The organism is Neobacillus drentensis (genome assembly GCF_036965245.1).
GTDB lineage: Bacteria > Bacillota > Bacilli > Bacillales > Cytobacillaceae > Neobacillus > Neobacillus drentensis_G.
In genome coordinates this window covers 19,739-26,377 of the sequence record NZ_JBALPG010000003.1, presented here as the reverse complement: position 1 = coordinate 26,377, position 6,639 = coordinate 19,739, and the positions used below count along the sequence as shown (strand labels likewise).

At 35.8% G+C, this 6,639-nt stretch carries 5 protein-coding genes; all 5 read right to left on the bottom strand.

Translation table 11 applies throughout. The annotated features are described in order from the left end of the window. Positions 1-147: 147 nt before the first annotated feature. Positions 148-1,431, bottom strand: coding sequence for an ATP-binding protein (locus tag V7150_RS00655; protein ID WP_335512608.1), 1,284 nt, complete (start codon positions 1,429-1,431; stop codon positions 148-150). A 221-nt stretch (positions 1,432-1,652) separates the two neighbouring features. Then, entirely contained in the window at positions 1,653-3,068 is a 1,416-nt protein-coding gene (locus V7150_RS00650; protein ID WP_335512606.1) for an amino acid permease, read from the bottom strand. 792 nt (positions 3,069-3,860) lie between these two features. Further along, positions 3,861-4,658, bottom strand: a complete 798-nt coding sequence (locus V7150_RS00645; protein ID WP_335512604.1) for a C39 family peptidase — start codon at positions 4,656-4,658, stop codon at positions 3,861-3,863. A 172-nt stretch (positions 4,659-4,830) separates the two neighbouring features. Next, positions 4,831-5,289, bottom strand: coding sequence for a threonine/serine exporter family protein (locus V7150_RS00640; protein WP_335512602.1), 459 nt, complete (start codon positions 5,287-5,289; stop codon positions 4,831-4,833). A 184-nt stretch (positions 5,290-5,473) separates the two neighbouring features. Continuing rightward, complete coding sequence (locus V7150_RS00635; RefSeq protein ID WP_335512600.1) at positions 5,474-6,235, bottom strand: threonine/serine exporter family protein; 762 nt, start codon at positions 6,233-6,235, stop codon at positions 5,474-5,476. Positions 6,236-6,639: the final 404 nt, after the last annotated feature.

Sequence of the window (6,639 nt, the reverse complement as noted above, 5' to 3'; positions counted from 1 at the left end):
GTATCATATAAACCTCCAAGCGTAACTAACACATACTAGTAACAGAATTTACAAATATTTAATATTTCCATATTATCTATTTACAAAATCTATCAATATCCAGTATTCTTCTACATTATATCCCATTGGAAAAGACGTTGGAACACTTTATTTTGCCGATATTTGTATAATTGTAGAATTATGTATTTCTATTTTTTCCTGTATTATTGGTAATATAACTTTTACGTTTGTTCCTTTTCCAATGACACTTTCTATTTTTAACTCGCCATTGTGATCTTTGATGATTTGGTTAGTGACCATTAACCCAAGACCTGTTCCATCCTTTTTCGTCGTAAAAAATGGTTCTCCAAGATTTAGGATATTTTCATCAGCAATCCCGCAGCCTTCATCCTGAATAGAAATATACATTTTATGACTCTCTACAGCTTTAACATGTACCTGCATCATTCCCCCTTCAGGCATGGATTCAATAGCATTTTTGATCAAATTAAGAAAAACCTGTTTTAGTTGTTTAACATCACAATTCAAAGGGGGTAATGGCTCTACCATTGTAGTCTCTACGGTTATTCCCTGTCTTTCTGCCTGCTGCTGGGTAATCGATAAGGTATAGGCAATAACTTCTTCAATACTTGTTTTTTCAAATTTCAATTCTCTAGGTTTACCGATGTACATCAAATCATTAACAATTGAATTAATTCGGTCGATTTCCTGTATCATAATCGGATAATAGTTATTTGAATTTGGATTCCTTTCCTGTTGTAGCTGTGTAAACCCTTTTAATGAAGAAAGTGGATTACGAATTTCATGGCCAATCGCAGCAGCCATTTGTCCAATGACAGCGAGCTTTTCTTTTTGGCGAAGCTCTTCATGAACATATGTTAAGGAATTAATATATGAATAAAATCTAATTAAAACAATAAATGCGATTGCAGCTATGATTAGAGTTGTTAATATTGGTGGCAATACATTGAGATCTTTCAGGACTACTCCTAACAAAATATACTTTCCAATAATACCAACAGAGGCGCTCCAAAAGTACTTTTTATTCACAAAAATTGGAGAAAAAAATATAAATAAAACGTCCACAATATTTCCCATCGCAAAGGTTAATGAAGTTCCAAAATATATCATGAGAGCATTAATAATATCAGTAATTATATAGCTTAGTAGGATAATGTACTTTACAAGATAAGGGTTACCTTTTTTAATAATGTAGATAGATAATGGCAAAAAGCAGAGAATGATAATATAAAGCCATAACCCTAACCCATCATCAGGAATCCCGACTTTTCCATAATTCGTGAATTTATGCAATAAATAATAATAAAAAAGATCATAACCTAAAAAAAAGATATAAAACAACCACAAAAAAAGCTTAATCGCCTTTTTCTCTTCGTAGATTAATTTAGGACTATTACTGCTTTCCTCCATATAAGTAGCTCCTTGGTCTAGTTCTATGAACGAATGGAAATATAATAAAATTTTCCTCTCCTACCATCTTACCATCTTTTTACGAAAAAAATGACAATAAAAAAGAAAAAACTCCGATTTTCGACAGATTTCGATAAAATCCACTAAAAAAAGGGCTTGCTTTTGGCAAGTCCTTATCATTTTATTATTCTATTTTACCCATTTATGTTTAATAGAATTATTTAACTTACTTTTTTCATCTGCTCCACTGAGGTATTCAAGGTTGAATGCTTGTGTCCATAACTAAAGTAAACAATCAATCCAATTACGAGCCAAACACCAAAACTGATCCAAGATATTGCCGGCAACTGAAGGGCTAAATACCCACAGAATAAGAAGGCTAGAATTGGGATATATGGTACAAACGGTACCCGGAAGCCTGATTTTGGTGCTAGTTTGTTTTTTCGAAGATACAAAATCCCCACTGCCACTGTCATGAAAGCAAATAATGTTCCGATGTTTACTAACTCTGCAAGCCTGCCTAATGGCACTAAACCGGCAAAGATTGAAACCAATAAGCAAGTAATCCATGAATTGACCATTGGCGTTTGCTTCTTTTTATCTACCTTAGAAAATACCTTTGGCAGTAATCCATCACGGCTGAGGGCATAGAATAAACGAGTTTGTCCATAAAGCATAACAAGTAGTACTGTGGTAATACCAACAATGGCACCAAGAGAGATGAAACCGGCAGCCCAATCCTGGTGAATATAGTTAAGTGCAAAAGCAACTGGGTTTTTCACATCAAGCTGTTGATAAGGTACAATTCCTGTTAAAATTGCCGAAACAACAATATATAAAACCGTACAAACAAGAAGTGAAGCAATAATCCCGATTGGCATATTTTTCTGCGGGTTTCTCACTTCCTCAGCAGCCGTAGATACGGCATCAAAGCCAATGTAGGCAAAGAATACGGTAGCAGCACCTGCCGTTACACCTGAGAAACCAAATGGCATAAATGGGGTCCAGTTAGATGGCTTCACATACCAAACACCGACACCGATAAATAATAGAACAACTGCTAACTTTATAATGACCATTATTGTGTTAAAACGGGCTGATTTTTTTACGCCCTGAGTTAATAACAAGGTGATAATCAAAACAATTAAAATAGCCGGAACATCGATAAACGTCCCATTCACCGGATCATAAGCACTTGTTAAGGCTTTAGGAAAATGAATACCAAATCCCCCGAGCAAACCTTGGAAATAGCCTGACCAACCACTGGCGACAGCGGATGAAGCGAGTCCGTATTCAAGGATTAAATCCCACCCCAATATCCAAGCAATTAACTCGCCAAAGGTTGCATAGCTATACGTATAAGCACTTCCCGATACTGGAACCGTAGAAGCAAACTCTGCATAACAAAGGGCTGCAAAAACGCAGGCTAATCCAGATAAAATAAATGATAGAATAAGTGCGGGTCCTGCATGTTCTGCAGCAGCTACTCCTGTCAGTACGAATATCCCGGTTCCGATGATTGCCCCAATACCGAGCATGGATAAATCAAAGGCTCCTAAATCCTTTTTTAAAGTTACTTCTTTTTGTCCGGCCTCTTGAATTAATGACTGAATCGATTTCTTCCTAAATAAGTTCATAGAGTACCCCCTGAGTTTAATATCAAAATGTTCAGAAAATAGAGACTATAAAATCTATATCGAAATAATATAATCATTTTCGAAAAAAAGCAATATATTTTTAAAAATTTTAATATTTTAAAATTATTTCCAACGAAGAAATTTCCATATTTAAAAGATATTTACCTTTTTATCAAAGGAAGTTCCTCTTTCTCTGGTATCGTTAAAATATTATTTTAAGAATATAATTTCGATATTCGAAGTTATTATTAAGCGCAACTATTTATCGATAGACAGCAGTTTATTCAAGCATTCCTGCTGCTTCTTATTCGTAATTAATTTATTCCTTTTAATGAATTACAAGTGGGACTAAATAAAAAATCCTAACAACTATTGACAAAACAAACCAATTAATGTAATATTATTATTTGTGCTTCACATAAAAGTAACTTGTAATAGATGAGATAACGCAATGTAAGAATTTTTTTCTGGCATTCTGCTTATGTTTTAAAATAAAAACTTATTCACACTGGATCGGCTTCGGAGCCGTTAGGATGTAAGAGAGGTAGGGCTTACGTCGTTTAGGTATAAAACCATCAAGTGGGAGAATAACCGCGGCAAACTTGTTTTTATGAACAATTACAATAAAGTAAAATTTTTACCTTGCGATGGCTGAAAAACAACACAACCATACACAAGTTACGATATGGATTCTTAATGAATCCAAAGCAAAGAAGGCAGAGGGATATTTCATTCCTCTGCCTTCGCCCATTTCACCATGTTTAGAGCTGAAATTTTTAAAAATAATGTTTTTTATTTTTCGATAACAATCGCTTGTTTACCCATTTGATCCCATGCCTTAATAAAGTTCTCGCGGTTTAATTTTTTGTTTTTCTCTCCATATGGATCATTTACATAGATATAGTTTTCATCATAGCCGGTAATCACGACACTATGCTCACTAAAGGTAATATCTATTTTTCCCTGCGGAGTATCCCACGTTTGAAAATTCGAGACTGGTGAAAAGTTATTGGTTGTAATTATCCACACCGGTAGCCCTTGCCCCACCTTTTTTAGCAAATCATTAAAGGAACTATTCGTTAAATTAACTGCTCTATCTCCCGTATATTTCTGAGCTAGTTCAAATACAGGTTTATTGTAAACTGCTAATCCAGGACCATTTTCCATATCTCCGACAAATCCAACATTTGGATTTCCCTTTTTTCCATTTTGATAGGTTAAAGGGACTGTTTTTATATTTTTAGCCAACTCGTTTTTTGTCACTTTTATCCCATGATAGTTAAGAACCATCGCCAAGCTCGTTACCTCACAGCCATTGTAAAGTTTAGGTTGATCCATTTGATTAAATAATGGCACATCCAGCAGCATACTATCTGGAAAAATTGGCTCTTTACTATTTTTTGTATCTTTCCTTAAAGGGTCCCCTTCACCCTTAAGGAAGTCTTTACTTGTATTTTGTAGTTTAGTGTCTAATTGAGACACAACCTTACTTGTCTTAGATTGTACTGCTTCCTTCACTTGAACGACAGTCTCCCAGTTAAACTTGCCTGGTGATATTGTTTTTAGACCAATTAATAATATCAATAGCATAATATTGATAAGCACCATTTTTTTCATAGATATGTATACCAATCCTTGTAAAAAAATTTGTAGGGATACACAGTTAAGTTATTAATATCGTATTATATAACCATATCAAATAGTATTAAAGCGATAAAGGAAAATTATCACAAGTTAATAAAAATCCCCTTATAGTGTTTAACTAAAAGGGGTTCTTTATCCGTATTTTATATTGATTAATTTTTCGAATCACTCGATTGATTACTTCTGAAAAGACTAGCCCGAATGCAATGGCTCCTGCAAGCATGAACACTTTGGCTGCTAATCCTAATGCAGCATTGTAGTCATTTTCCACAAAGTTCCGCATGGCATCATAGGCCAGACCACCTGGGACCAGCGGAATAATTCCTGCGACACTAAAAATAATGACGGGCGTTTTATAAAACTTTGCCAATTCCTGACTTAAGACGGAAATAAAAATGGTAGCAATCAGAGTTGCGAAAATGGCATCGTTAAAATATCCTTCAAGAAGATAATAAATCAACCACCCCCCCATTCCAATCAGTCCACATTTCACTAATGTTTCTTTTGGCGCATTAAAAATGATTCCAAACGCACCCGTAGCAATAAAGCTTGTTATTAACTGGGCAAAAATCTCCACCCTACATCCGCCTCACCTTCATAAAAAACCAATATGGCATTCCATGCACCACTTACCATGGAAATCAATTCAGAGTACTAGCACTAGTCACCTAATAAAGGCGGTGTGAGCAGAGCTAGGCTTCACTTCATCCATTGCCCAAAATTGTATATCAAGCGCTAAACTTGCGTTGCTCTTCACTTTTTCATAAAAACGATAATACGACGGCAATTCCCGTACCAATGGCGAAGGCCGTCAGAAATGCTTCCGCTCCTTTGGACAAACCTGAAACCAAATGCCCGGCCATTAAATCTCTAATTGCATTGGTCACCAAAAGGCCTGGTACCAGGGTCATAACCGAACCAATAATAATTTTATCTAATTGATGACCGATACCTATTTTTACGAACAAAAAAGAAAGTAAACCAATCACAAAGGATGCCAAAAACTCTGAGAAAAATTTGATGGGGACAAATCGGTGGAAGCGAACGAAGCTATAAAAACCTGCTCCACCTGATATCATAGCCGGGATAAAATCATTCCAGCCACCCTTAAACATAATCATGAAGCAACCGCTGGCTAATGAGGCAGCAGCTACTTGAATCCGAAAGGGAAACGTAACGTCCAGAGAATCAATTTCCTTTAACTGCACCAAGGCTTCCTTCAGATTAACTTCCCCACTGCTAATACTTCTAGATATACTATTCACCATGGCGACCTTCTTCAGGTCTGTGGAACGCTCTGATATTCGTATAAGCTTGGTCCTTGTTGGCTCCAAACTTTCTGCTGAAAAAATAATACCTGTTGGGGTTACATAACTATGCGTTTTTTCAATACCGAAAGAGGCGGCAATCCGCATCATTGTATCTTCAACCCGGTACGTTTCCCCACCGCTTTGCAGCATGATTTTCCCAGCAAGCAGGCAGACCTCCATAATATCGTATGTATTTTCTACTTGTTTTTCCATCTATCACTCACCACATGTTTCTACATTTGTTTTTTAGTTTAAATCAAAACAACCTTATGAAGCAATTTTTATTTTTATTAAAATAACAATCCGCCTTCAAAATTGAAGGCTTCCGTTTTTAGGTGCAAAACAGTTAAATGACATAGAATTTGGTGTGTAAAACTGCTTTCAGTTTATCACTCCATTTTTAATATTCCAATGGACTAAATGATAATCAAATTAGGTTTCTCCTTATTCACCTAAAGCACCCGATCTTGCAATAAGAAAAAACCACCGATAATGGCAGCTGATCATTATGTGGATTTGCCTGTTGATAGTCCGAATGCGAGGCCTTTTCTGACAGGATTAGCTGGAAATTGCCTTTGGTAGTCTGAATCCATGGCTTATTCGGACAGGATAAGCAG